Raw genomic sequence first — 22,624 nt, 5'->3', positions numbered from 1 at the left:
GTCCGGCGTCGCTCAGCGGGTGCGCGTCGGCAGGTGCGTGCGTGGGGCCATCCGCGGCCCGCGGCGCGGCCGGTGGTGCCCCGCGAGACCGAGCAGGTGCTGCACGCGGTAGCGGTGCCCGCGGTAGGGCTCGAGCAGCTCGGCGAGGCCGTCGTCGTCCACCGGGGTCCCGGTCAGAGCCCACCCGATGTCCTTGGCCACGTGGTAGTCGCCGAAGGACACGGAGTCGGGGTCGCCCAGCGCTCGCTGCGCCACCTCGGCGGCGGTCCACACCCCGACGCCCGGCAGGGCCCGCAGGCGACGGTGTGCCTCCGCGACGGACACGGACGCCCCCTGCTCGAGCCGGCCGGCATACCCCGCCGCCCGCACGACGGTGCGCGAGCGCGCGCCGTCGACGGACGCCTGCAGCCACGCCCACGACGGGACCGCCGCCCACCCGGCTGCCGTCGGCGGGGCCATGAGCCCCGGGAAGGGTCCGGGGGCCGGCTCGCCGAAGCGACGCACGAGCACGCGGTAGCCCGAGAACGCCTCCTGACCGGTCACCTTCTGCTCGATGACCGCCGGAGCGAGCGCGTCGAAGACGAGACCCGAGCGTGGCACCCGCCAGTGGGAGAAGCGCCGCCACGCCTCGGCGACGAGGTCGTGGTGGGGCTCGAAGCCCGAGGGGTCGTCGTCGTCGCCGAGGAGACCCGGCACGGCGTCGAGCAGCCACGCCGCTCCCGGACCCCACGCCTGGGCCTGCACCTCGGAGTCCCCGGGACGGCACACGAGGTGGAGGGTGCCGACGCCGTCGGGCGTCTGCGCCGCCCGCGTCACCGTGCCGTCGCGTCCGAAGCGTGAGGTCGGGTCACCCGAGCCCCGGCGGAAGACGCCGAGCTGGGCACGCAGCGCGATCTCGCGGTCGCTGCGCCACAGGCGGGTCGGGGCTTCGGGCACCACAACATCCTCGCCTACACTCGGCACCGTCGCCGCACGGGACGACCCGTCCGTCGACGAGCGACTCACACCCCCGCCCCACCGGCCCCACCGGCCGCCGCCGACAGACCGACAGGAACGAGGAACGATGGCCCGCGAGACGAGCCGAGACCGCCGCGAGCGCGTCGCCGAGATGCAGGCCGCCCAGAAGAAGGCCGAGCGCCGTCGCCTCTTCGTCGTGATCGGCGCCTGCGTGGCCGTCATCGCCATCATCGGCGCGGCCGTCGCCTGGGCGATCATCGGTGAGCAGAACAAGAAGGACGAGGCGCTCCAGAACATCAGCGGCGACGTCGCCGCCGCCTCGTGCGACCCCATCACCAACGACCCCGCGAGCGGCTCGAGCGACCACGTCGGCCCGGGCACCAACCAGCCGGACGTCACGAAGATCACGTACTCCACGGTCCCGCCGTCGAGCGGCAAGCACTTCGCCGTCCCGGCCGTCGACGGGCGTCGCGTCTACACCGTCGCGGACGCCCCGCAGATCGAGACGCTGGTGCACAACCTCGAGCACGGCTACACGATCCTCTGGTACGACCGCTCCGTCGAGAAGGAGCAGGCAGCCGCGTTCCAGGCCCTGTCGACCAAGGTCAACGCCATGAAGGAGTCGGCCAACAAGTTCCTCATCAGCCCGTGGGACCCCGCCCACGGCGCCTTCCCCGCGGGCAAGAAGTACGCCCTGTCCCACTGGGCCGCCGACGTCGACCAGGCCAGCGGCAAGGTCGGGGCCCAGATGGGTCACCGTCAGCTGTGCGGAGGACTCAACACGACGGTCGTCGAGGACTTCGTCAAGAAGTACCCGTGGAGCTCTGCCCCGGAGCCCGGCGCCGCCTGAGCCCTCCCCCGTTCGCCTCCCAGCCCCCGGTGACCCACCGGGGGCTGGGTGCGTGTGCAGCGGGTTACCCTGCCGTCATGACGATCACCGGCGAGTACGTCCCCAGCCCCAGCGAGTGGGTCCGCAAGCAGGTCGAGACGATCGAGAGCACGGGCACCACCGAATCGGTCGACATCATGGGCCTGCCCGTGGTCATGCTGACGATGCGCGGCGCGAAGACCGCGGCGATCCGCAAGGTGCCGCTCATGCGCGTCGAGCACGACGGGTCGTTCGCCGCGGTGGCGAGCCAGGGCGGGGCACCGGCGCACCCGAACTGGTACCACAACCTCCTCGCCCACCCCGACATCGACCTCCAGGCCGGCACCGAGACGTTCCCCGTGCACGCCCGCGAGCTCGAGGGCGAGGAGCGCGAGCAGTGGTGGCAGCGGTGCGTCGCGGCCTACCCGCCCTACGCGGAGTACCAGACGAGGACGGACCGCCTCATCCCCGTCTTCGTGCTCGAGCGCCGCTGAGCGTCCGCGCGCGACGGGTCGGACCGCGACGGGTCAGACGCTGACGTCGCTCTCGGCGGCGGCGTGCCGCTCGGTGATGAGGTGGTGCGAGCGGGCGTAGAGCCACCCGCCGAGCGCTGCGACGACGTCGACGATCGTGACGATGAAGCGCGACATGATCGCGACGGCGGCCGCCGCCGGCGTCGGCATGGCCGTGGACAGGATGAGGGTGAGCAGTCCCTCGCGCGCACCCAGTCCGGCCGGCAGGACGATCGTCAGCATGCCGAGCGACACCGACAGGGCGTAGCCCGTCATCGCCGCCGTCGTGAGGTCGGGGTGCGGCGAGGCGTCCCCGGCGACCGCCCGGGCGAGCAGCAGGGTGTGCACGCCGAAGGCGACCCACACGAGGACGAAGATGACGACCGCGCGCATCACGGCACCCGCCGAGAGGCCGTGCTCGAGGGGCTCGCGCTTGATGGTGCGCAGCATCTTGTCGATGATCGCGTTGAGCAGCTTGGGCACGCAGAGCACGACGAGGATCGGGATGCCGAGGAGCAGCCACCAGTCGAAGCCCGACGAGGTGCTCGTGAGCAGGAACGACGCCGCCGGGAGCCCGACGAGCAGGCCCGTGAGCAGGGCCAGCCCGAGCGCGAGCAGGCCGGTCACGGCGGTGCGCCGACGCGGCACCTTGAGGTGGCTCGCGATGTCCGCCTGCACGAGCACCGACCACAGCGAGCCCGGGAGGTACTTGCCGAGCTGGCCGACGAAGTAGACGCCGGACGCGGGCGCGAGGTGCAGGTCGGAGCCGAGGTCGCGCAGCAGCGTCTTCCAGCCGATCATCGTCAGCCACGTGCCGATGCCTGCCGCGAGCGTCGACCACAGGAACGTCGTCCACGAGATCTTGTCGAGGTGGACGGACACGTCGGCCCAGTTGTGGACGACTGCGTAGACCACGGCTGCGAGCGTGATGAGCGCGATGGCCACGCGCAGGACGGTGAGGATCTTCTTACGGGTCATGTCGCACCCATCATCGCAGCGTCATCCGGGTGCTCAGCGCCGTCGCAGCGTGAGACGCACGAGGCCGTATGCCGCGTCGTCGGCCCGGGCGCGTGACGCCGCTTCCCGCATCCGGGCGTTGACATCGCCGTCGAGGTCGCCGATGAGCACGAACCCGAGGTCGTGGGCGCGGGCCAGGATGCCACGCACGTCGGCGGGTCCGACGGCCCCCTCGGCCGCGCGCGGGCCGATCGGGACCGTGACGACGAGGAGGCCGCCGGAGCGCAGCGCCCACGAGGCCTGCTCGAGCACGTGGTCGACGTCGTCGGCGTCGCAGCCATGGGGGTGGATGCGGACGATGACGTCGAGGGATCCGGTGTCGACGTCGAGCGCCGCCACGCTCGGGTGCGAGCCGGTGAAGTCGATCTCGACGGGGGCGAAGCCGACCGCGCGGGCCCACCGGGAGAGGAGGGAGCGCGTGCCGCCCTCGTCGACGATCACGGCGCTCCGGCGGCCGTCGTCGCGCACCCGCAGGATCGCGGCGAGACTGCCGAGGGCCGCCCACGCCGAGACGCTGTCGAGGGATCGCGGCAGGCCGAGGATGCGTGAGAGCCGGCGGGCGTCGTCGGCCTCGTCGGGCTCGCCCAGCACGTCGGTCGCGAGCACCCACTCGGGAAGGTCGTCGGGACGGAGCGAGACGAGCGGACGCCGCGCCGCCACGGCCCGGGTCGCGGTGCGACGGGCCCGGCCGGCGACGCTGCGAGCCCCGCGACCCAGGACGCGGCGGGCGTGTGGGAGCAGGCCCTGCTCCGCCGGCCCGTCGTCGTCCCTGGGGTGGAGGTCGTCGGGGTCGTCTGGGTCGTCGGGGTCGTCGGGGTCGTCGGGGTCGTCGGGGTCCTCTGCAGGCACGCCGGGCTCGTCGACGGGGAAGCCCGGGTCGCCGAGCAGCACGCTCTCGTCGACGGAGAGCGCCTCGAGGGTTCCGAGGTAGTGCGCCCACGGTCCCGACAGGTCGGGGGTCTGCACGCCCTCGGCGAGGCGGCGGCGGACGTCGGGGTCGCCGAGACGGCGCAGCGCACCCGCGAGCGCTCGCTCGTCCTCAGGCGGGACGAGGATCCCGTTGACGCCGTCGGCCACCTGCTGGGAGAAGGGGGCGATGTCGGAGGCGAGGACGGGCAGCCCGTGGGCGTGGCCGAGGATGACGTTCTGCGAGGCCGTCGCCGAGCGGTAGGGCAGCGCGAGCACGTCGTGGTCGGCGAGGAGCGAGGCGAGCGCGTCGGCGGGGACGTAGCCGTCGCGGATCTCGACCCGCCCGGCGAGCGCCGGGTCCGAGGCGAGGCGGCTGATCACGCCGCGGTTGGCGCCCCAGATCTCACCGGCGATCGTGAGGGTGACCTCGGGCACGGTCCGCATGGCGCGCAGGAGCACGTCGATGCCTTTGTACTCCCGGATCAGGCCGAGGGCGAGCAGGCGGGTGGGACCGGGCCGCGGTCCGCGGTGGATCGGGTCGCCCCCGGGGAGGTGGGGCGGGAGGTCGGCGACGGAGACTCGTCGGGCCCCCAGCTCGTGGGCCACCGTGGCCTGGTCGGCGCTGTGCACGAGCACGGAGTCGACGCGCGAGAAGAGCACTGACATGAGCCGGGCATCACCCGGGTGCGGCTCGTGCGGCAGGACGTTGTGGCAGACGACGACCGACTGAGGGCGCGGACCATCACCACCCGGCACGGCGCCAGCGGCCCGCAGCAGCGCCAGGTGGGCTGGGACGACGGGAGGCATGACGTGGACGACGAGGATCGCGTCGACATCGCGCAGCCGCCGACCGGCCCGCACCCACGTGTCGGGCCGAGCCCAGCTGAGCGCCCGGATCGTCCGCGGGAACGGAGGCACCTCGGGCACCCCGTCGGGCACGGACGCATCGGCGTGGTGCAGCTTCGAGGGGTAGAGGTGTGCCCACGACACGAGCGTGACGTCGTGCCCGGCGTCCGCGAGGTGGTGGGCGAGCATCGTCGTGTGCGCGGCGACGCCGCCCTTGTGCGGGTGGGTCGGGCCGACGATCGCGATGCGGAGCGCGGCCGAGCCCGTCGAGTCGTCCGTCATGGTGCCCCGACTCTAGTTCCCGGCCCCGGCTCCCGGGCGTGCTGCCGCGCGCGCCTCGCGTGTCGGTCAGGGCACCGACGGCGCTCTACGCTGGGCGCATGCAGAACGAGGACGTATGGCTGGTCGTGCCGCTCTACGACGAGGCAGCCGTCATCGCCGACGTCGTGCGCGAGGCCCGCGCCGTCTTCCCCAACATCGTGTGCGTCGACGACGGGTCGCACGACGGGTCGGCCGACCGTGCCGAGCAGGCGGGTGCGGCCGTCGTGCGCCACCCCGTCAACCTCGGGCAGGGCGCGGCCCTGCAGACGGGCTTCGACTACGCCCTGGGCGACCCGGCCATGCGCTACGTCGTCACCTACGACGCCGACGGCCAGCACCAGATCCACGACGTCGAGGTCATGGTCGACCGCATCCGGCAGGGCGACGTGCGTGTCGTGTTCGGCTCACGCTTCCTCGACGAGCGCACCGACGCCTCGGCCTCGAAGCGGCTCGTCCTGCGGGCCGCGGTCGCCTACACGAACTTCACGACGGGCACCCGACTGACCGATGCGCACAACGGCCTGCGCGTCCTGCACCGTGACGTCGTGCAGCGCCTCGACATCACCCAGAACCGGATGGCGCACGCCTCCGAGATCGTCGCCCAGATCGGCTCGATGCGCTTCGACGGCGCGAAGGTCGCCTACGCGGAGGAGCCCGTGCACATCCTCTACACCGACTACTCCAAGGCCAAGGGCCAGTCGCTCTGGAACGCCGTCAACATCCTCGCGGAGCTGATCTGGCGATGAGTCGACAGAGTGTCATCCAGATCCTGCTCATCGCCGCGGTCCTCGCGATCGCCTGGCGGCTGCTCATCGGCTCGGGACAGCGCACGCAGGCGCTGCGTCGCCTGGGGCTGCTCTTCCTGCTCGGCCTCGTCATCTACTCGATCATCGACCCGAGCAAGACGTGGACCAACCTCGCCAAGGCGTTGGGGATCGGACGCGGCGCCGACCTGATCCTCTACGGGCTGGTCGTGGCCTTCCTCGGCTTCGTCGTGACGACCTACAAGCGCTTCCGTGCGATGGAGACGCGCTACACCCGCCTGGCGCGCCGCATCGCCCTCGACGAGGCGGGGTCCGCAGCCGAGCACGTGAAGTCGACAGGAACGGCTGTCACACTGTCCGGCGAAGTTCCCCCGTCCCCGAGCGTGAAGGCAGCCGATGCCGACTGATCCGAGCACTCCGCGTCGTCCCGGCCATGACGACGCCTACGTCGTCGACACCCGGCGTGGCCCCAAGCGACCCGGCGGCGCGGCCGTCGCCGCTTCGCGCATCGACGAGAGGGACGCCGGACCGGACACCCCGGCGCGTGAGCCCCGCTACCGCTGGCGCCGAGGACGCATCGCGCTCGTCGTGCTGCTCGTGCTGCTCCTGGCCTGGATCGGCTTCATGGTCTGGGTGCCGATGCAGGCGTGGGGGGCCGTCAACAAGGTCGACAACATCCCCGCTGGCGAGCGGCCCACCGACACGTCGGGCTACAACTACCTCCTCGTGGGCTCCGACAGCCGTGAGGGGTTGACCAAGGAGCAGCGCAAGAAGTACGCGACGGGCAACGCGGCCGGCAACCGCACCGACACGATCATGCTCGTCCACGTCTCCGAGAGCGGCGGCAAGCCGGTCATGGTCTCGCTCCCCCGCGACTCCTACGTGCCCATCCCGGGGCACGGCTCCAACAAGATCAACGCCGCGTACTCCATCGGCGGACCCAAGCTGCTGACCGACACCGTCGAGCAGGTCACCGGCATCCACGTTGACGGCTACATCGAGATCGGCCTGGGTGGCTTCGCCGCCGTCGTCGACAGCGTCGGCGGCGTCGACCTCTGCGTGCCGCGCGACATGAAGGACAAGAAGGCCGGCATCGACCTCAAGAAGGGCTGCCAGACCCTCGACGGTGGCAATGCCCTCGGCTACGTCCGCTCCCGCTACGAGGACCCGCTGGGCGACATCGGGCGCGCCGCCCGGCAGCGCCAGTTCCTCGGCGCGCTCATGAAGAAGGCCGCGACGCCCTCGACCGTGCTCATCCCCTGGCGCTACAAGAGCTTCGCCGACGCCTCCGCAGCGGGCCTCGCGGTCGGCCAGGACACGGGGATCGTGGACGCCGTCCGGGTGCTCCAGGCCATGCGTGCCGTCAGCAACGACGAGGGCCTCTCCCTGTCCGTGCCGACCTCCGACCTCGCCTACCGCACGAGCGCCGGCGCCCTCGCCGTCAAGTGGGACACCGAGCGCGCCAAGGCGCTCTTCAAGGCCCTCAAGGACGACGAGCCATTGACCGAGCCGCCAGCCGGCACCACCGTCGAAGGAGCGAAGAACAGCTGATGGCCGACCTGCTGCCCGCCGACGTGCTCGCGCGGATGGTCGCCGCGGACCCGGGCCGGCCGCGCCTGACGTGGTACGACGACGAGCCGGGACCGACCGCGGGCGAGCGCATCGAGCTCAGCGCCCGCGTCCTGGCCAACTGGGTCGCCAAGGCTGCGAACCTCCTCCAGGACGACGCCGCGGCGGGCCCCGGCACGACGGTCGGCATCGACCTCCCGGCGCACTGGCGCTCGCTCTACTGGGCCCTCGCGGCGTGGTCGGTCGGCGCGACGGTCGTCGTCGGCGACGCGGCCACCGGGGCCGACGTGCTCGTCACCGGCTCCCCCGCTGCCGCCGCCGGCCACGGAGGTGACGCGGTGCTCGTCTCGCTGCCGGCCCTGGCCCGTCGGCACCCGGAGGCCGACGATGCGGGTGGCGCCGTCGACGAGGCCCGCGAGCTGGCCACCCACGGCGACCTCTTCTCGCCGATGTCCGACGCCGAGCCCGGCGACGTCGCGCTGGCGGCGGACGGCGTCGACACGGCATACGGCGCCGTCGTCGCGCCCGAGGACGGCTGGGGCACGTCCCCGCGCGTCGTGCTCGGCGGCGCCCTCGAGCCGGTGCTGCGCCGGGCGCTCGCCGCCTGGGCGGTCGACGGGTCGGTCGTGCTCGTGCGCGGTCAGCGCGACGACCTCGCAGACCGCTTCGCCTCGGAGGGCGTCACCGTCGACGCCCGCGAGAGCGCCTGAGCGACAAGGCTCTACGCCGACAGCCGGTCGAAGAGCGACCAGGTCCGGGACGCGACGACCCCGGTGCTGGCGAGGCCCGCCCGCGCCTGCACGGCCTTGACGGCCTCGCGCGTCGCCAGGTCGAAGACGCCCGTCTGACGGACGCCGAGCAGGCGCTGCACGGCGACGACCTGAGGTCCCGTGTCACCCGCGCGCAGCACCGTCGAACGGTCGGCCACGAAGGGGAAGTCACGGGCCTCGAGGACGTCCCAGAGCTCGGGGGTCATGACCCCGGTCTGTGGCAGCGCGAGCGAGCGCTGCAACGAGACGACCTTGTCGCGTGTGACGGAGCCGAAGACACCGTCGACGGCGAGGCCGCCGAGCGCCCGTTGGAGGACGCGCACCGCGGCGCCGCGCGACCCGGTCGCGAGCGTCAGGCTCTTGTATGCCGTGTAGCTCGTGGCGATGTCGACGCTGGCGACCCCGGCGCTGCTGCGTGACGACGTGCTGGCATAGGTGGTCATGGCGAGGTCCCTCCCGGCCGTGGTGGTGCTGGTGACGAGCGCGACGGTGCTCGTCGTCGCCGACCAGCCGCGCGTGTAGAGCCGCTGTTGCGTGGCCGAGTCGGCGACACCGGTCTGCGGCAGCCCGGCGAAGCGCTGGTAGGCCGTCACCCGGGCGCGCGTCAGCGTGCCGTAGTAGCCGGTCGTCGGCAGCGAGCCGAGCCTGGCCTGGAGCGTCTTGACCGCCGCCGACGTCATCCCGAACCGCAGGGTCGGGTAGGCCTTCGTCGTCGTGCCGGACGCCGCCGCGGTCCCGGTCCAGCCGCGCACCCAGAGTCGGGCCTGCGTCACCGGGTCGGCGACTCCGGTCTGCGGCAGGCCGACGAACTTCTGGTACGCCGTCACCCGAGCCTGGGTCAGGCTGCCGTAGTAGCCGGTGGTCGGCAGCGAGCCGAGCTTGCCCTGGAGGGTCCTGACGGCGGCCGAGGTCGTCCCCGGCTTCAGCGTCGGGTAGGCCGCGGTCACGCTCCGCCACCCGCGGGCCGCGAGGATCTCCTGTGTCCGCAGGTCGGCGACGCCGGTCCGCGGCAGCCCGACGAAGGTCTGGTAGGCGACGACACGGGCCTTGGTCTGGTCGCCGAAGTAGCCGGTCGTGGGCAGGTTGCCGAGCCGGACCTGCAGCTGGCGCACCGCCTCGGAGCGCATGCCGTAGGAGAGCAGCACGGGCTTCGTCGTCACGGGCGTCGACGGCGTCGGGGTGCTGGGCGGGGTCGTCGGCAGCGTCGTCGCCGCCGGCGGGAGCGAGGTGAGGTAGCTGCGGGTCGCGACCCCCGTCCACCACGACGTGCGGCCGGCCGCCCCGTCGTAGTTGAAGCTGAAGTGCACGTGGTCCGTGTGCGGCGATGAGCCGTAGTACGGCGCCCAGCCCCGCTCCGTCGCGTAGGAGCGCCACATCTTGCGGTCGTGGATGATGTACATGATCCCGAAGCGACGGGCCATGGCGCCCTTGACGCCGTTCTTGTCGGGGGCGGTCAGCCACGCGAGCACCGACTGGGCGACGGCCTCCTGCGAGGGGTTGTCGACGTTGAGCATCCAGTCCCAGGCCCGCCCGTCGTAGTGCTCCGACGGACCGCTGCCGCAGGCGCGCCCGATGAGTCCCGTCGAGCCCATCCCGTAGTGAGAGGTCATGAGCCGGGCGAACGCGAGCACGCCAGGACGCGCCACGGGGTCGCAGACCGTCTGCTCCTGGTAGGGCACGTACACGTCGAGGGTGCTCGGGAGCGTCCGGGTCGGCGGCGCCTGGACCGCCGCAGCCGGGCTCGCCGTCATGGGCACGGTCAGCGCGGGAAGAGCGAGGACGAGGCCCAGTCGGTGTCGGCGCAAGGCCATGGTGAACCTCTTGTCAGGGGAGGGAGCGGGTTTACTCCCGCACCATTTATGCACTCCAGTCACACCCATCACAAGGCGGTTCGACGAATTACAGACGTGTTCTTCGCTGGGGGTCTCAAATGACACGACTGTCATTCCCTCCCCCGCACGCCGTACGGCATACGTGCTCGGCGACCACAGGTCGGCGCGCTCGTGTGGGACGACCCCACGGCACCCGGGCGCGACGGCGCGGATAGAGTCCGACCCATGGACAAAGTCGTCTCCACCCCCCAGGAGGCCATCGCCGGGATCAGCGACGGAATGTCGCTCTCGGTCGGCGGTTTCGGTCTCTGCGGCATCCCATCCGTCCTCATCGCGGCGATCCACGACGCCGGCCTCACCGACCTCGAGGCCGTCTCGAACAACTGTGGCGTCGACGACTGGGGCCTCGGCATCCTGCTGCGCGACAAGAGGATCCGCCGCATGGTCAGCTCGTACGTCGGTGAGAACAAGGAGTTCGAGCGGCAGTACCTCTCCGGCGAGCTCGAGGTCGAGCTGACGCCGCAGGGCACGCTCGCCGAGCGCCTGCGCGCCGGCGGGTCCGGCATCGGCGCGTTCTTCACGATGACGGGCGTCGGCACCCAGATCGCCGACGGCGGACTGCCCTGGCGCTACGACGACTCCGGCACCATCGCCGTGGCGTCCCCGCCGAAGCAGACCCAGGACTTCGATTGGATGGGCGAGACGAGGACGTTCGTCCTCGAGCAGGCCATCACGACCGACTTCGGGCTCGTGCGGGCCGCGAAGGGCGACCGCCACGGCAACCTCGTCTTCAACCAGTCCGCCCGCAACTTCAACCCGCTGTGCGCCATGGCCGGCCGCGTCACCGTTGCCGAGGTCGAGGAGCTCGTCGAGCCCGGCCAGCTCGACCCCGACGAGATCCACCTGCCCGGCATCTTCGTGCAGCGCGTCCTCCCGCTGACCCCCGAGCAGGCCGCTGACAAGCGCATCGAGCGCCGCACCGTCCGCCCGCGCACGACCACCGAGCAGGAGGCCTGAGATGGCTCTGACCCGTGAGCAGATGGCGGCCCGCGCCGCCGCCGAGCTGGCCGACGGTGCCTACGTCAACCTTGGCATCGGCTTGCCGACGCTCGTGCCCAACTACGTCCCCGACGACGTCGAGATCGTGCTCCAGTCCGAGAACGGCATCCTCGGCGTCGGCGCCTACCCGATCGACGGCGAGGAGGACCCCGACCTCATCAACGCCGGCAAGGAGACCGTCACCCTGCGCAAGGGCGCGGCCTTCTTCGACTCGGCGACGAGCTTCGGGATGATCCGCGGCGGCAAGGTCGACGCCGCCATCCTCGGCGCCATGCAGGTCTCGCAGGGCGGCGACATCGCCAACTGGATGATCCCCGGCAAGATGGTCAAGGGCATGGGCGGCGCGATGGACCTCGTGCACGGTGCCAAGAAGGTCATCGTGCTCATGGAGCACAACGCCAAGGACGGCTCCTACAAGATCGTCAAGGAGTGCTCGCTGCCCTACACGGGGCGCGGCGTCGTCCAGCGCATCATCACCGACCTCTGCGTCCTCGACGTCACCGAGACCGGGCTCGTGCTGCGTGAGCTCGCGCCCGGGGTCACCGAGGCCGAGGTGCGCGAGAAGACCGAGCCCGAGCTCACGGTCGACCTCCAGCCGGCGCCGTCGCACGGCTGAGCCCCGGCCTCCGGACCACCGGGAAAGGCGCGGTCACGAAGGTCGTGACCGCGCCTTTTCCCATTCACCGGCAGGCGCCGGAATTTACCGTCCGCTGTCATTCACGGGACAGGCGATGCCGCATTTCCTGTGAATTCGGCTGGCACGGTCACGAATTGGCCACCAAGGCCTTGCGTTCACTCCGATAAATGGGACATTTGGGACCATTGCGTCTTCCGACCCAGGAGTGACTCCCGTGCGCCCCATCCCCACCTCGTTCGCCGTCGTCGCGCTGACCGCCACCTTCATGGTGGTCCCCACCGTGACATCCGGCGCCACGCCGCGCCCCGTCTCACCGGTCGTCCACGACGTCGCCGTCCCGGCCGTCGCGGGCGTCGGCACGGGCACCGCGAAACGGTCCGCGACCGTTTCCGGGACCGCCGCCGCCACCGGTGACCGACACGGCGCGGGCGACCCCGTCGTGGCCACGAAGCAGGTCCAGGGTGTCGACTTCGACCTCGCCGGCGTCACCTTCGACACGACGCCACCCGCCGGTACCCACGTCGAGGTGCGCACCCACGGGGAGAGCGGGTGGTCGGGCTGGACCGACCTCGGCCTCGACGGCGACGGGCCCGACCCCGGCTCGGCCGACGCCCGCCACGCGCGCCCGGGCACCGAGGCCGTGGCCGCGGCGGGCTCGGACGGGATCGACATCCGGGTCACCACCCCCGACGGCACCCTCCCGCGCGGTCTCCGGGCGAGTCTCGTCGACGGCGGCCGGTCGAGCGCGGACGACGCACTCTCCGCCCCCGCTGGTTCGGCCGTCGCGGCCGTCACCCGACCGACGATCATCTCGCGCGCGCAGTGGGGCGCAGACGAGAGCCTGCGCACGTGCGACGCCGAGCGCCTCCCCGGCTTCAAGGCCGTCGTCGTGCACCACACGGTCAACTCGAACACCTACACCGCCGACCAGGCGCCCGCCATCATCCGCTCGATCTACGCGTACCACACGGAGAGCCAGGGCTGGTGCGACATCGGCTACCAGATCCTCGTCGACCGTTTCGGCCGTGCCTACGAGGGCCGCAAGGGCAGCCCGGCCGGCTTCGTCCAGGGCGCCCAGGCCGGCGGCTTCAACGCCGAGACGACGGGCATCTCGGTCATCGGCGACTTCACGTCGGTCCCCTTCCCGGCCGCCACCCAGAGCACCGTGACCAAGCTCGTCGCCTGGGAGGCCGACCGGTCCCTCTTCGACCCGACGTCGTCGGTGACGCTGACCTCCAGCGGCAACTCGAAGTTCGACCCGGGCCAGAAGGTGACGCTGCCGCGGACCATCGGACACCGCGACCTCAGCCTGACCGGCTGCCCGGGCGACACGGCATACGCCAAGCAGCTGCCGACGATCCGCAGCAACGCCGGCGCGATCTGGCGTGACGGGCAATGGAACCCGATGGCCCCGCGGGCCGCGTCCGAGACCTACCCTCGCCCCACGAACGGTGTCCTGACGTTGGCGGGCCACGGATTCGGCCACGGCGTCGGCCTCTCACAGTGGGGTGCCTACGGCGCGGCCACGAAGGCCCTGACGTGGCAGCAGATCGTCGGCTTCTACTACCCCGGCACGACGCGCACCGCCCAGGCCGACCCGACGCTGCGCGTGTGGCTCTCGGCCGTCGGCACGTCGGGCACCCAGTTCTCGAAGGTCAGCGGCATGGTCATCTCGGACGGCAAGCGGCAGTCCACCCTCTCGAGCGCGTACCGATGGCGCATCGTCCCGGAAGGCTCGGCCCTGACGCTGCAGGCGAACTCGGGCGCGGGCTGGTCCACCGTGACGACATGGCGGGGCTCGACGCTGCCGCTCACGGTGAGCCGCCCCTCCACGTCGTCGGTCCGGGTGCTGCTGCCGAGCGGCACCCAACGGGAGTACGCAGGGTCGGTCCGCGTCGTGCCCGTCTCCGGGAAGGCATACGCCGTCAACCTCGTCGGCTCCGAGCGCTACACACGCGCCGTGGTGCCCGTCGAGATGTCGGCGAGCTGGCCCGCAGCAGCCCTGTCGGCGCAGGCCGTGGCCGCCCGCACGTATGCCGCCCACTCGCGTGCCGCTGCCGGCTCCCGCGTCTACGACATCTGCGACGTGTCGTGCCAGGCGTACAACGGCATCGCCGACTACAGCTCGGCAGGCACCCTCGTGCGCCGCTACGAGGACACGCGCTCGACGAACGCCACGACGGCCACGGCCGGGACCGTCCTGACCTACGGAGGCAAGCCCACCTTCACCCAGTACTCCGCGTCGAACGGTGGGCGCACGGTCAGTGGCGGCACGGCCTACCTCCCGGGCAAGACCGACCCCTACGACGGCGCGGTCGCCTCGTCGTCCAACCCGCACTCGTGGACTGCCACGCTCCCGGTCGGTTCGGTGGAGCGCGCCTACCCGACGATCGGACGGTTCGTCCGCCTGACGGTCGGTCCCCGGGTCGGTGGCGGCGGCAGCGGGACATGGGGAGGACGTGTCGCCTCCGTCACGCTGACGGGGTCGGCATCGACAGTGACGGTGTCGGCGGACGCCTTCCGCACCTCGCAGAAGCTGCGGAGCACGTGGTGGGTCGTGACATCGACACCCCCGTGGTCGACGAACTTCTCCCCTCGTGACGTCACGGGCGACTCCCTCGCGGATGTACTTCTGCCATCGGGCGGCGCGATGAAGACCCTCTCGTACACCGGGTCCCTGAGCTTCACCGTGAGACAGATCGCGGGGAGCGGCTTCGCCGACATGCGAGCGACTGCCCTGATCGGACCGTGGACCCAGGACAACCTCGGCGATGTCGCCGCCATCGACAAGGCGGGACAGGTGTGGGTCTATCCGGGCCTGGGCCGCAGCAACCTCAATGCGGGGCGCACGCTGCTCGCGTCGGGATGGACCGGCGCCAGCCACATCCTGCCCGTGGGCGACTTCGACGAGGACGGCTACACGGACTTCGTCACGCGGTGGACCGACGGCAGAGTCGTGCTGCACCGAGGGAACGGAGCCGGCGGCATCCGGAGCAGTTCGACCATCGCGTCGGGCTGGAGCCGGCTGACGCAGCTCAGTGCCGGCGAGTTCACGGGTGACGGACATCCGGATCTCCTGTGCGTCCGGGCGTCCGACGGCGCCCTGGTGCTCTACCCGGGCTCGGGATCCGGAACCCTCGGTGCTGCACAGGTCATCGGTCTGGGCGGGTGGAACGCCATGAGCGCGGTCCGCGGCGCGGGTGACATCACCGGTGACGGCCGCGACGACATCCTGGCCCGACGCGCGAGCGACGGGAGGCTGCTCGTCTACCGCGTCCAGGGAGCGGCTCGGCTCACGTCTCCGCTCTCCGCGGGGACCTACGCGTCGACGGCCGCCTGGGGGCAGTAAGGCTGCCGTCGGCGGGGGCCCGGGACCGGGTGCATCGGTCCCGGGCCCCTTCCGTGGCGGTGTGCGAGCGCCTCAGCCGAGGCTGGCGATGTGCTCGATGAGGCCGGTCGTCGACACCGACGGCGTGCGCGGCAGGTAGACGACCTCGCACACGTCGCCGACCCAGTCGAACTTGCCGGCCCAGTCGTCGCCCATGACGAGGACGTCGGCACCGTGCTCGACGATGTAGTCGCGCTTGAGCTCGAGGGACTCCTCGACGAAGACCTCGTCGACGACCTTGAGCGCCGAGATGATCTCGAGGCGCTCGTCCTGGTTGAAGACGGGCGGGCGACCCTTCTTCGCGATGTTGAGCGCGTCGGCCGAGACGCCGACGACGAGGCGGTCGCCGAGCTCGGCAGCTCGCTGGAGCACTCGGACGTGCCCGACGTGGAAGACGTCGAAGGTCCCGAAGGTGATGACGGTCCGGTGGGTCACTCTTCTCCTAGGGCAGGTGGACGGGGTGGGAGACCCAACGCGTCGTCAGCGAGGGTACCGGTCCGGGTGCTCAGCGACGAGTCGCCGCGGACTCGGCGGAGCGCACCGCGTCGGCCAGGGTCGTCTGGGCGAGACCACTGCCGTCGCTCACGGGTCCCCCGTCGGTGACGGCTGCCGCGAGCGCCTCGGCATCGAGAGCGGCGAGCACGACGCCGGCCGGCCGGGGCGCGGTGTCACTGGCGACGACGGTGGCTCCGGCCGCCTGGGCCTCCCGGACGATGACGGAGTCACCGTCCCAGCTCGTGGGCCGCAGGAACGTGCCGACGCGGGACAGGACGGCCGACACCTCGTCGGCGCTGGAGTCGAAGGCCACGGTCAGCCACGGCTCCACCTCGCCGAGACGACGCAGCGCCTCGACCTCCGGGGATTCGTGGCCGTAGGCGAGGACCGTGAGCGTCGCGTCGCTCCAGCGCTCACGCACGCGACGGACCGTGTCGATGCCGAGCTGGGCGTTGTAGTGCGCCAGACCGGCGTTCGTCGCGAGGGCGAGTGCGTGGGGCTGCCGCTCGTACGGGCTCGGCACCGGAGCCGCGGACGAGTCGAAGGGCGTCACGACGGTGATCCGCGCACGCAGCGCGGCGGGGAGGATGGCCCCGATCTCGTCGTTGACCGCCCAGATCTCGTCATAGGCGTAGAGCGCGAGCACCAGGGCCCGACGGCGCCAGGCGGTCATCCGCGCGACCTGCCCCCCGGTCGAGCCGGAGTGGAGCACGAGGACGGTGCGGCCCGACAGCAGTGCGAAGACGGGTGCGAGCAGCATGGCCCGCCACAGGCGGGTCAGGTGCAGCAGGTGAAGCGACCGGTGGGTGAGCCGCGGCAGCATCGAGGCAGCGCGCCGCGCCGATCCCGTGTCGACGTAGGACACCGGGATGCCCTCTGCCCGAAGGACGCTCGTCAGCTGGGCGTGGCTCGTGCGCACCCCGCCGACCTCGCCGTGCTCCTGGGCCCACTGGAGCACCGGAAGCGGCGCGACCGACGCCTCGCTGCCGGTCATCAGTCGAGCCTCGAGCTGGACAGCACGCCCAGCAGATGGCCCCCGGCCGTGATGACGATGAGCGGCACCATCGCGATGACGAGGACCTGCGTGCCGAGCAGGTCGCCGTGGACGGCGTCGACGACGGCAGCGACGAGCGCGAGGATCGAGGCCTCGACGGCGACGAAGGCCCTGAAGATCGGCACGTAGTCGAAGGCGCGTCGCAGGCGCGCCATGCCCGACGCCTTGGGGCGGGCCGTGCCCTCGACGTCCTCGAGCGGCGGGCGTCCGGTCTTGGCGCGGGCCACGTGGACGAGGTCGGTGAAGGCCTTGTTGAGCAGGACGCCGAGCGCCACGAGCATGCCGAGCGCCGTCCAGCCCCCGACGTCGCCGGGCGCCGACAGGCTCCACCCGTCGGCTCGGAGGCCGATCGCGACGGGGATCGCCCCCTCGGTGACGTAGTGCCCGATGCGGTCGAGGTAGATGCCGGCGGGCGAGAACCGCTGGCGCCACCGGGCGACCTCACCGTCGGAGCAGTCGAGCAGGATCTGCAGCTGCATGGCGAGGACCGCGACGATCGGCCCGACGAGACCGCCGAACGGGATGGCGAGCGCACCGACGAGGCCGGTGAGGATCATCAGCCACGTCACGCCGTTGGGCGAGATGTGCGTCGGGAGGAGGGCGCGCGTCGCGTAGATCGAGAGGTGACGGATGTAGAGCGCGCCGGCCCAGTGCTCCGCGTTGTAGCGGGCGATGTGCTCGGGCGGCTGCGCGACGGCCTTGAGCTCGGCGATGCTCGGACGGTCGTTCGTCGGGTCGTGCGTCGGGTCGTGCGTCACGAGGAGCCATCCTGCCGTGTCGACCCGTCCGCTGCCGCATCGGTGGCCCCACCGGAGGGGGCCGACCCGATGACCGCGCGCCACGCGCGGGCGGACTCGGCGGCATACGCCACGATGAGCAGGACCGCGCCGACGAGCAGCGGCACGGCCGGCCGGTCGGTGAAGCCGCCGATGATCGCGAGGACGACGACGCGGCCCTCGACCCCGAGGGTGGCGCGGACGAGGGCGTGCGGCGTGCCGCGGCCGGTCTCGCGCAGCCGGTAGACGTTGTCGTAGACGTGCCAGCACACGGCCGCCAGCCACGCGTACGCGGCGGCGCGGGCGACCGGGTCACCGCCGGCGGCGAGGAGCAGGGCCGCCGCCTCGACGGCGACGAGCAGGCCGGGCAGCTGCCAGGCGAGCCGCCCGCGCCCGGTCGGTCGCGGCACGATGGCGAGGTCGACGAGGTGCGGCAGCGTGGGGTCGGGCTGGTCGGCGCGGAAGTGGTCCCGCCCGGTCAGGGCCTTGCCGAGGCGCCCCACCTGGGTCCACGCGAACGCGATGGCTGACGCGACCCCGAGCGCCCACAGCAGGAGGGCAGGGCTGTAGAGGAGGAGCCCCACCGACATGACGAGGTAGCGCTCGGCGATGGGCAGGTGCAGCACCTGCTTGACGTCGCGGACGAGACGGGCGCGGCCCGTCGGCGCGGCCGGCACGTCGGTGCGGGCCCCCTGCGCTCCCCCGTCGCCGGGCACGTCGAGCGCCCGTGGCACGACGGGTCGGGCTGAGAGGGCACGGTGGCGGGTCGCGTAGGCGAAGTCCTCGGCGTGACGGACGGCGAGGAGGGCCAGCACGACGATGGCGAGCCACCACAGGTCGTCGCCCCGGCGCGCTGCGACCCACGCCACGGCCGCCACGAGCGTGAACTCCTTGATGCGGTCGCTGACCGCGTCGAGCCACCCGCCGAGGGGGCTGTAGCGACGCGTGAACCGGGCGAGCTCGCCGTCCACGCAGTCGACGACGAGCGAGGCCTGGAGCAGGACGGCGGCGAGCACCCACGTCCAACGCGTGTCGACGGCGGCGAGGGCGCACGCCGCCAGGCCGAGCAGGAGGCTGACGAACGTCACGACGTTGGGCGTCCAGCCGCGCCCGAGGCCGTATGCCGTGAGGCGACGTGAGAGCGGACGGATCGCGTGCGTCGAGAAGACGCCGTCATTGCCGCGCGAGGCGGCGCGGAGGCGCTGCTGCCACGCGGAGCCGACGACGCCGGGACGCTGCTCGTGGCCGCGCTCGACGGTGACGTGGGCCAGGGGTGTCGCGGCGACCGGGACCACGGCGTCGCGGACGACGGCGAGCACCGCCAGGTCGAAGACCTGGATGCCGGGCTCCCCTGCCGACTCGCTCGTCGCTGCCGCCCGAAGGACCTCGGCCACGCGGATGCGGTCGGACGCGGCGACGCGCAGGATGCCGGCGGCATACGTCGTCGGTCCGCTCACGACGTGCCGCACGGTCCCGACGGAGGTGACGCGTCGGGACACGGGGTCGACCCGCACGGGGGCGAAGCCGCCCGGCGCCACGTCGGAGGCGTCACCGCGCAGGTCGGTGACCGGGCCGTCGACGACCGCGGTCGAGGTCACGTCGCGCGGTCCGTCGAGCAGGTCGAGGAGGGCGACGGGGCTGATCCGCACGTCGTGGCTGACCACGACGAGCGGCACGTCGCTCGCGGCCGCGGCCACGTCCGCTGCGGCCAGCAGGTCCGAGGAGACCGTGTGCGCGTCGACGGGCGCGGAGTGGCGGGCGAGGCCGAAGGGCTCGAGCGACTCGAGCAGGTCCGACGCCGGGGCACCGCCGACCACGAGGAGGTCGCCACCGGAGGACCGGCCGTGCACGGCCCGGGCACGAGCGTCGCCGACGAGCGGGCGCTCGTCGAGCCTCACGAAGCGGCGTCCGCGTCGGCGTCGGCGTTGTACTGGGCGATCACCTCGTCGATGGGACCGTCGCTCTTGAGCTGGCCCGACGCGAGGTAGAGGCCGCGCTCGGCGAAGCGACGCAGGTCGTGCTCGCTGTGCGACACGAGGAAGAGCGTCTTGCCGCCCGAGAGCATGTTCTCCATCCGCTCGTAGCACTTCTCGCGGAAGGCGCGGTCGCCGACGGCAAGGACCTCGTCGACGAGCACGACGGGCTGGTCGAGGGTGGTGATGAGCGCGAAGGCGATGCGCACCTGCATGCCGGAGCTGAAGTGGCGGAACGGCATGTCCATGCCGGCCTGCACCTGGGGGCCGGCGAAGTCGACGATCTCGTCGAAGCGGGCGTCGATCTGCTCCTTGGTCAGGCCGTGCAGACCCGCAGCGAGGTAGACGTTCTCGCGCGCCGTGAGCTCGCCGAGGAAGCCACCGGTCAGCTCGATGAGCGGGGCGACCCTGCCCCGGACCGTGGCGTGCCCCTCGTCGGGGAGCATGACGCCGGCGATCATCCGCAGGAGCGTGCTCTTGCCGCTGCCGTTGCCGCCGACGAGACCGACGGCCTCGCCCCGGGCGACGTCGAAGGAGATGTTCCGCAGCGCCCAGAACGTCTCGCTCGGCGCGCTGTTCTGTCGCTTGAGCACCATCTCGCGCAGCGACATGCGCCGACGACGGGAGCGGTAGAACTCGATCCCGAGGTTGCGCACCTCGATCACCGGCTTGGCCATCAGATCTCCTTCAGCACGGCCGGCTCGAGCCGCTTGAACACGAAAGCCCCCACGAAGAGCAGCACGACCGTCAGCACGACGGCCGAGCTGACCGACAGGATGTTCATCTCACCCTTGAAGAAGCCGGACCGGAAGAGCTCGAGGATGCCGCTCATCGGGTTGAACAGGAGCAGCTTCTGCAGCACCGGCGGCGCCATGTCGGCGCTGTAGAGCACGGGGGTGGCGTAGAAGCCGAGACGCAGCACGATGCGGACGACGCGAGCCATGTCGTTCACGAGCACGGTGACCGGCGCGAGGATCATGCCGATGCCCACGGACAGCAGGAAGGTCAGCACGAGCGAGACGGGCAGGAGCACGATGGTCCAGTGCAGCTTCGTCTGCCCGGTGATCATGTAGAAGATCGTGAAGGCGGCGATGACCGGGAGGGTCAGCACGAACTCGACACCCTTGGCGAGGACGACGCGCACGACCCACAGCTCACGCGGCAGGTTGGCCGACCGCACGAGGCGCGCCTCCGACAGCAGCGCCCGCGACGTCTCCGTCATGTTCTGGGCGAACCACTGCCACAGGAACAGACCGGTCACGAGGTGCAGGAAGTAGGGCTGGTGGCCGCCTCGACGTGCCTGGAAGATCACGGTGAAGACGACCAGGTAGATGAGGGCCATCAGCAGCGGGTCGAGCACCGTCCACACCCAGCCGAGCACGCTGCCGGCGTACCGGACGCGCAGGTCGCGCTCCACGAGGGTGCGCACCACCTGACGGTTGGCCATGAGGCCACGGAACTGGGACACGCCGATCATGCGCGCAGACCACCTTCTCCTTCGTGCTGTCTCGAGGCCTCTGCATCCAGGGCCGGGCTGGGCGGTCCCCCACCCGATCCTCGCCGAAGTCTAGGGGTGCTCGCCATGTGTCGCGTCCACGGCCGCTACGGGTCCGTGCCGGGGCACTCTCGGGTCGGTCTAGGTCTGGCGCACCATCCGGGTGAGCCGCGCCTCGATGAGATCGGTCGAGGCCCGCACGAACCGCTGCGTCGCTGCGCCGGGGCTCGTGTCGCCGAAGTAGTGCCGCACGACCCCGGCCCGGGAGTCATCGGACGCCGACATCGCGTCGTCGAGGATGCCGATGATCTCGCGGGCGCGGTCGACCTCGACCATCGGCACGCTCGTGTTGAGCCGGGTCGGCTCGACGTCGGCGCGCGGGTTCGCGGGACGCGTCAGCACGAGCGGCTTGCCGGTGGCGAGCCAGTCGAGGGCCACGGCCGAGATGTCGGTGATGCACGCGTCGAGCCGGGCCAGGTGCCAGCCGAACGCCGTCTCCGTGTCGACGAGGTGCCCGGCCGCGGGGTCGGCGTGGTTGGCCTCCGCGACGAGGCGGGCCAGGTGCGTCGACGCCGTGCCGTATGCCGGGTCGAACGTCCCCGAGCGCGGGTGCGGTCGGTAGACGATCCGGAGCCGGCGGTCGGCGAGCAGGCTGGTCAGCAGTGCTGCGCCGTGGGTCGCGATGGAGCCGTAGGCCATGCTCTGGCGGTCGCCCTCCCAGGTGGGGGCGTAGAGGATCGTGGTGCGCCCGTCGTCGGGCAGCTGCGGCGCCTCGTAGGTGACGTCCGCCTGCGGCCGACCGATCTCGACCGCTCGCGTGGCGACGTCGAACTCGACGAGTGCACCGCTGAGGCGCTCGGCGGCGGCCGGTCCCGCGATAAAGACCCGGTCGTAGGCCTTGAGCTGGTTGGAGGCCATGTAGGACTTGTCGCTCTCGCCGTGGCTCACGAACACGTGGGCCGGCTCGGCGAAGCGCAACATCTGGAAGTTGCGGACGTTCTGGTTGACGTAGAGGACGAGACCGATCTCGTGGGCCGCCATGAACGCCTCGATGTCGGTGACACGAGGTCCGTGCAGGACCGGGAGCGGGCACTCGTCGAGGAGCAGGCTCGTCGTCTCGGGCATGCGCGAGATGACGACGACGGGCTGCGTCTTGGCCAGCTCCTGGAGGGGGGCGTACCACTGCCGGATCTGGTAGAGGTTGACCGGTTCGTCGGAGAAGTAGACGGCGCAGCGGAACGGGGCGTCGGTGCCGCGCTCGAGGCCCGAGCGCTCCATCCGCGCGGAGAGCTTGCGCTTGGCCATCTGGCGGCGGACGGCCTGCTGGCCCAGCTGAACCAGCAGCTTCGCGTTGTCGAGCACGATCGACGTCCCTTTCCGAT

The 22,624-nt window shown here is 71.8% G+C and carries 20 protein-coding genes; 9 read left to right on the top strand and 11 right to left on the bottom strand.

Features of this window, described 5'->3' with window-relative positions; translation table 11 throughout:
- Positions 1-12: 12 nt before the first annotated feature.
- Positions 13-939, bottom strand: a complete 927-nt coding sequence (locus ASH01_RS11305) for a DNA-3-methyladenine glycosylase family protein (protein ID WP_056775751.1) — start codon at positions 937-939, stop codon at positions 13-15.
- Between the two features lie 124 nt (positions 940-1,063).
- Here ASH01_RS11305 and ASH01_RS11300 point away from each other — a divergent pair, with 124 nt between their 5' ends.
- Both ASH01_RS11300 and ASH01_RS11295 read left to right on the top strand, forming a co-directional pair.
- Entirely contained in the window at positions 1,064-1,807 is a 744-nt protein-coding gene (locus tag ASH01_RS11300; RefSeq protein WP_056775749.1) for a DUF3105 domain-containing protein, read from the top strand.
- A 77-nt stretch (positions 1,808-1,884) separates the two neighbouring features.
- On the top strand, positions 1,885-2,319 hold the full coding sequence (locus tag ASH01_RS11295) for a nitroreductase family deazaflavin-dependent oxidoreductase (RefSeq protein WP_056775748.1): 435 nt from the start codon (positions 1,885-1,887) through the stop codon (positions 2,317-2,319).
- 33 nt (positions 2,320-2,352) lie between these two features.
- Here the strand turns inward: ASH01_RS11295 and ASH01_RS11290 are convergent, their stop codons facing one another.
- Complete coding sequence (locus ASH01_RS11290) at positions 2,353-3,315, bottom strand: lysylphosphatidylglycerol synthase domain-containing protein (RefSeq protein ID WP_056775746.1); 963 nt, start codon at positions 3,313-3,315, stop codon at positions 2,353-2,355.
- A gap of 33 nt (positions 3,316-3,348) precedes the next feature.
- On the bottom strand, positions 3,349-5,391 hold the full coding sequence (locus ASH01_RS11285) for a glycosyltransferase family 4 protein (RefSeq protein ID WP_056775744.1): 2,043 nt from the start codon (positions 5,389-5,391) through the stop codon (positions 3,349-3,351).
- Positions 5,392-5,489: 98 nt separating this feature from the next.
- Between ASH01_RS11285 and ASH01_RS11280 the strand changes: the two genes are divergently transcribed.
- From ASH01_RS11280 to ASH01_RS11265, 4 genes are read left to right on the top strand one after another with little or no spacing between them, the layout of a single operon-like run.
- Complete coding sequence (locus ASH01_RS11280) at positions 5,490-6,176, top strand: glycosyltransferase family 2 protein (RefSeq protein WP_056775742.1); 687 nt, start codon at positions 5,490-5,492, stop codon at positions 6,174-6,176.
- Positions 6,173-6,601, top strand: coding sequence for a DUF2304 domain-containing protein (locus ASH01_RS11275; RefSeq protein ID WP_056775741.1), 429 nt, complete (start codon positions 6,173-6,175; stop codon positions 6,599-6,601). Before ASH01_RS11280 ends, ASH01_RS11275 begins: the two co-directional genes overlap by 4 nt.
- Entirely contained in the window at positions 6,591-7,745 is a 1,155-nt protein-coding gene (locus ASH01_RS11270) for an LCP family protein (RefSeq protein ID WP_056775738.1), read from the top strand. Before ASH01_RS11275 ends, ASH01_RS11270 begins: the two co-directional genes overlap by 11 nt.
- Positions 7,745-8,473: a TIGR03089 family protein gene (locus ASH01_RS11265; RefSeq protein ID WP_056775736.1), complete on the top strand. Its 729-nt coding sequence runs from the start codon at positions 7,745-7,747 to the stop codon at positions 8,471-8,473. Before ASH01_RS11270 ends, ASH01_RS11265 begins: the two co-directional genes overlap by 1 nt.
- A gap of 11 nt (positions 8,474-8,484) precedes the next feature.
- Here ASH01_RS11265 and ASH01_RS11260 read toward each other — a convergent pair whose 3' ends face one another.
- Positions 8,485-10,344 (bottom strand): peptidoglycan-binding domain-containing protein, encoded by a 1,860-nt coding sequence (locus tag ASH01_RS11260; protein WP_056775733.1) that lies wholly within the window; start codon positions 10,342-10,344, stop codon positions 8,485-8,487.
- A 246-nt stretch (positions 10,345-10,590) separates the two neighbouring features.
- Here ASH01_RS11260 and ASH01_RS11255 point away from each other — a divergent pair, with 246 nt between their 5' ends.
- From ASH01_RS11255 to ASH01_RS11245, 3 genes are all read left to right on the top strand, one after another.
- Positions 10,591-11,382 carry a CoA transferase subunit A gene (locus ASH01_RS11255; protein WP_056775732.1) on the top strand — a complete coding sequence of 264 codons (792 nt, stop codon included), beginning with the start codon at positions 10,591-10,593 and terminating at the stop codon, positions 11,380-11,382.
- A 1-nt stretch (position 11,383) separates the two neighbouring features.
- Entirely contained in the window at positions 11,384-12,040 is a 657-nt protein-coding gene (locus ASH01_RS11250) for a 3-oxoacid CoA-transferase subunit B (RefSeq protein ID WP_056775730.1), read from the top strand.
- Between the two features lie 235 nt (positions 12,041-12,275).
- Complete coding sequence (locus tag ASH01_RS11245) at positions 12,276-15,410, top strand: SpoIID/LytB domain-containing protein (protein WP_056775729.1); 3,135 nt, start codon at positions 12,276-12,278, stop codon at positions 15,408-15,410.
- A gap of 72 nt (positions 15,411-15,482) precedes the next feature.
- Here ASH01_RS11245 and ASH01_RS11240 read toward each other — a convergent pair whose 3' ends face one another.
- The 7 genes from ASH01_RS11240 to ASH01_RS11210 form a co-directional block, all read right to left on the bottom strand.
- Complete coding sequence (locus ASH01_RS11240; protein WP_020144383.1) at positions 15,483-15,884, bottom strand: adenylyltransferase/cytidyltransferase family protein; 402 nt, start codon at positions 15,882-15,884, stop codon at positions 15,483-15,485.
- Between the two features lie 70 nt (positions 15,885-15,954).
- The gene (locus ASH01_RS11235) at positions 15,955-16,938 is read right to left on the bottom strand and encodes a glycosyltransferase (RefSeq protein WP_056775727.1); all 984 of its coding nucleotides are present in this window, start codon (positions 16,936-16,938) and stop codon (positions 15,955-15,957) included.
- On the bottom strand, positions 16,938-17,756 hold the full coding sequence (locus ASH01_RS11230) for a CDP-alcohol phosphatidyltransferase family protein (protein WP_056775724.1): 819 nt from the start codon (positions 17,754-17,756) through the stop codon (positions 16,938-16,940). Before ASH01_RS11230 ends, ASH01_RS11235 begins: the two co-directional genes overlap by 1 nt.
- Positions 17,753-19,672 carry a DUF5941 domain-containing protein gene (locus ASH01_RS11225; RefSeq protein WP_056775723.1) on the bottom strand — a complete coding sequence of 640 codons (1,920 nt, stop codon included), beginning with the start codon at positions 19,670-19,672 and terminating at the stop codon, positions 17,753-17,755. Before ASH01_RS11225 ends, ASH01_RS11230 begins: the two co-directional genes overlap by 4 nt.
- Entirely contained in the window at positions 19,669-20,424 is a 756-nt protein-coding gene (locus ASH01_RS11220) for an ABC transporter ATP-binding protein (RefSeq protein ID WP_056775721.1), read from the bottom strand. Before ASH01_RS11220 ends, ASH01_RS11225 begins: the two co-directional genes overlap by 4 nt.
- Positions 20,424-21,224 carry an ABC transporter permease gene (locus tag ASH01_RS11215; RefSeq protein WP_056775719.1) on the bottom strand — a complete coding sequence of 267 codons (801 nt, stop codon included), beginning with the start codon at positions 21,222-21,224 and terminating at the stop codon, positions 20,424-20,426. Before ASH01_RS11215 ends, ASH01_RS11220 begins: the two co-directional genes overlap by 1 nt.
- Before the next feature lie 159 nt (positions 21,225-21,383).
- Entirely contained in the window at positions 21,384-22,604 is a 1,221-nt protein-coding gene (locus ASH01_RS11210; protein ID WP_056775718.1) for a CDP-glycerol glycerophosphotransferase family protein, read from the bottom strand.
- Positions 22,605-22,624: the final 20 nt, after the last annotated feature.

The sequence above is a fragment of the Terrabacter sp. Soil811 genome, assembly GCF_001429655.1.
GTDB lineage: Bacteria > Actinomycetota > Actinomycetes > Actinomycetales > Dermatophilaceae > Terrabacter.
The sequence above is the reverse complement of the archived record's forward strand: the minus strand, read 5'-3'. Positions and strand labels throughout refer to the sequence as shown.

Coding starts and splice junctions, on each gene's coding strand:
- ASH01_RS11300 (WP_056775749.1), top strand. CDS start 1,064: ATGGCCCGCGAGACGAGCCGAGACCGCCGCGAGCGCGTCGCCGAGATG.
- ASH01_RS11295 (WP_056775748.1), top strand. CDS start 1,885: ATGACGATCACCGGCGAGTACGTCCCCAGCCCCAGCGAGTGGGTCCGC.
- ASH01_RS11290 (WP_056775746.1), bottom strand. CDS start 3,315: ATGACCCGTAAGAAGATCCTCACCGTCCTGCGCGTGGCCATCGCGCTC.
- ASH01_RS11285 (WP_056775744.1), bottom strand. CDS start 5,391: ATGACGGACGACTCGACGGGCTCGGCCGCGCTCCGCATCGCGATCGTC.
- ASH01_RS11280 (WP_056775742.1), top strand. CDS start 5,490: ATGCAGAACGAGGACGTATGGCTGGTCGTGCCGCTCTACGACGAGGCA.
- ASH01_RS11275 (WP_056775741.1), top strand. CDS start 6,173: ATGAGTCGACAGAGTGTCATCCAGATCCTGCTCATCGCCGCGGTCCTC.
- ASH01_RS11270 (WP_056775738.1), top strand. CDS start 6,591: ATGCCGACTGATCCGAGCACTCCGCGTCGTCCCGGCCATGACGACGCC.
- ASH01_RS11265 (WP_056775736.1), top strand. CDS start 7,745: ATGGCCGACCTGCTGCCCGCCGACGTGCTCGCGCGGATGGTCGCCGCG.
- ASH01_RS11260 (WP_056775733.1), bottom strand. CDS start 10,344: ATGGCCTTGCGCCGACACCGACTGGGCCTCGTCCTCGCTCTTCCCGCG.
- ASH01_RS11255 (WP_056775732.1), top strand. CDS start 10,591: ATGGACAAAGTCGTCTCCACCCCCCAGGAGGCCATCGCCGGGATCAGC.
- ASH01_RS11250 (WP_056775730.1), top strand. CDS start 11,384: ATGGCTCTGACCCGTGAGCAGATGGCGGCCCGCGCCGCCGCCGAGCTG.
- ASH01_RS11235 (WP_056775727.1), bottom strand. CDS start 16,938: ATGACCGGCAGCGAGGCGTCGGTCGCGCCGCTTCCGGTGCTCCAGTGG.
- ASH01_RS11220 (WP_056775721.1), bottom strand. CDS start 20,424: ATGGCCAAGCCGGTGATCGAGGTGCGCAACCTCGGGATCGAGTTCTAC.
- ASH01_RS11215 (WP_056775719.1), bottom strand. CDS start 21,224: ATGATCGGCGTGTCCCAGTTCCGTGGCCTCATGGCCAACCGTCAGGTG.